We start from the raw sequence: 2177 nt of genomic DNA on the forward strand, positions 1-2177 counted from the left end.
TAACTTCCAGTGGGCCTGGGCGAGCGGCTGGTGCGCGGGCCAGGCGGTTTAGGGGGCGCGGCCCGCCAGTTGATCAGCGCCGCCCGCTCCTCATCCGTCAGCACCCGCCAGCGCCCCTCGGGGAGGTCAGCGAGCTTCAGAGGCCCGATGCGGATACGGTAGAGGTCTGTGACCGAGAGCTCGACCAGGTCGCACATGCGGCGGATCTGGCGGTTGCGGCCTTCCTTGAGGATGAAGCGCAGTCGCTGTTCGCCGGCGCGGTTAATCTTCGCGGGGCGCAGCTGGCGGCCGTCGAGGGAGAGGCCGTGACGCAGGCGGGCGATCTTCTCCTCGGTGACCTCGCCGCGCACCCGGACCAGATACTCCTTGTCGAGGTCGGATTCGGGACCAATCACCGCCTTGGCCAGCACCCCGTCATCGGACAGCAGCAGCAGGCCGTGGGAGTCCATGTCCAGGCGGCCAAGCGGGGCGAGGCGGGTGTCGCGGCCGGGGATCACCGGGCTCTCGCCCACCAGCGCCTGGCGGGTCAGCAGCCGCACGGCCGGCGCCTGCCCCGCCTCGGGCTGGGCGGAGACCACGCCCACGGGCTTGTTGAGCACGACGGTCAGCGCCGGCTGGCCCCGGTCGGCCAGGGTCAGAGTCTGGCCGGGGAGGATCTTGCGGCCGGGGTCCTCGACCGGCTCGCCGTCAATGCTGACCAGCCCATCGGCGATGGCGGCCTCCGCCTCCCGGCGCGAGCAGACGCCGCTCTGGGCGAGCCACTTGTTGATGCGCTGGGGCTCGGGGTCCTCGTAGCGGCGGGTCCAGGCCATGGGCCGCTTCTAGAGCGCCAAGGCGGGCAGGGCCAAGCGCCACTCGTCCCGGACCTGCGGATCGGCCTCGGCGGGCGCACGGCGCTCGCGCAGCGCCTCGAACTCGGCGGGCGGCAACAGCCTGGCCAGCGCCCAGATGGCCGCGCCGCGGACCAGGGGTGCGGGGTCGTCGAGCAGGCGCAGGGCCTCGGCCGCCAGGGCGGGCTCGCCGGAGTTGCCGATGGCGTAGAGGACGTTGCGGACGAACCGGTCCCGGCCGATCCGCTTGACCGGGCTCTTGGCGAAGAGGGCGCGGAAGGCCGCATCATCCAGGCGGGAAAGCTCGGCGAGGCTGGGCGCCCGCAGCGCTTGCCGGGCGTGCAGCGCCTGCTCGTGGGCCGTTGAGGCGAACTTGTTCCAGGGGCAGACGGCGAGACAGTCGTCGCAGCCGTAGATGCGGTTGCCGAGCGCGGTTCGGAACTCGTGCGGGATCGGCCCCTTGAGCTCGATGGTCAGGTAGCTGATGCAGCGGCGGGCATCGAGCTGGAAGGGCGCGGGGAAGGCGTTGGTGGGGCAGACGTCGAGGCAGGCCCGGCAGGAGCCGCAGGTCTCCTCGGCGGCCGGGTCGGGCCGCAGCTCCAGCGCGGTGAGGATCGAGCCCAGGAACAGCCACGAACCGTGCTCGCGCGAGACGAGGTTGGTGTGACGGCCCTGCCAACCGATCCCGGCCCGCTCAGCCAGGGGCTTTTCCATCAGCGGCGCGGTGTCGACGAACACCTTCAGCTCGCCGCCGAACCGGTCCTGCACCCAACGGGCCACGGCCTTCAGCCGCTTCTTGATCAGGTCGTGGTAGTCGTCGCCCTGGGCGTAGACGCTGATCGCGCCCTTCGTGCGGTCAGCGAGGACGGCGAGCGGGTCGTGCTCCGGCCCGTAGTTCATCCCCAGCACGATGGCCGAGCGGGCGCCGGGCCACATGGCCGTCGGGTGAGCCCGGCGCTCGGCGGTGGTCTCCATCCAGGCCATCTCCCCGTGCCGGCCGGCGGCGACGAATTCGGCCAGGCGCGCCGACGCGTCCCACGGCGCATCGGCCCGCGCGAAGCGGCAGACGTCGAACCCCAGAAGCCTCGCTTCGGCCCGGATCGCCTCTTCGCGGTTAGAAATCGAGATCGTCATAGTGCCCGGCCGGAGCCACGCCGGGGCAGCGGTCGCTGAGCAGGGGCCGGAAGCAGGGCCGCGATTTCAGCTTCATGTACCAGGTCTTCACCGCCGGGAAATCTCGCCACGGCACGTCGCCGAAGTAGTCGATGACCGACAGATGGGCGGCCGCGGCGAAATCCGCCAGGGAGAGCCGGCGCCCGGCCAGCCAGTCGCGTTCCTGCAGCAGGC

Annotated in this window: 3 protein-coding genes; all 3 read right to left on the reverse strand. The window is 71.8% G+C overall.

All coding sequences use genetic code 11. The features are described from left to right. Positions 1–812 (reverse strand): pseudouridine synthase (locus VHK87_RS03935; protein ID WP_329633593.1); only part of this gene is annotated, 812 nt, incomplete at its 3' end. A gap of 9 nt (positions 813–821) precedes the next feature. After that, positions 822–1964 (reverse strand): tRNA epoxyqueuosine(34) reductase QueG, encoded by a 1143-nt coding sequence (gene queG / locus VHK87_RS03940; protein ID WP_329633594.1) that lies wholly within the window; start codon positions 1962–1964, stop codon positions 822–824. After that, on the reverse strand, positions 1945–2177 hold a 233-nt coding region (locus tag VHK87_RS03945), incomplete at its 5' end, for a glutathione S-transferase family protein (protein ID WP_329633595.1). The genes VHK87_RS03945 and queG, both read right to left, overlap by 20 nt.

The organism is Phenylobacterium sp. (genome assembly GCF_036263695.1).
Classification (GTDB): Bacteria; Pseudomonadota; Alphaproteobacteria; order Caulobacterales; family Caulobacteraceae; genus Phenylobacterium.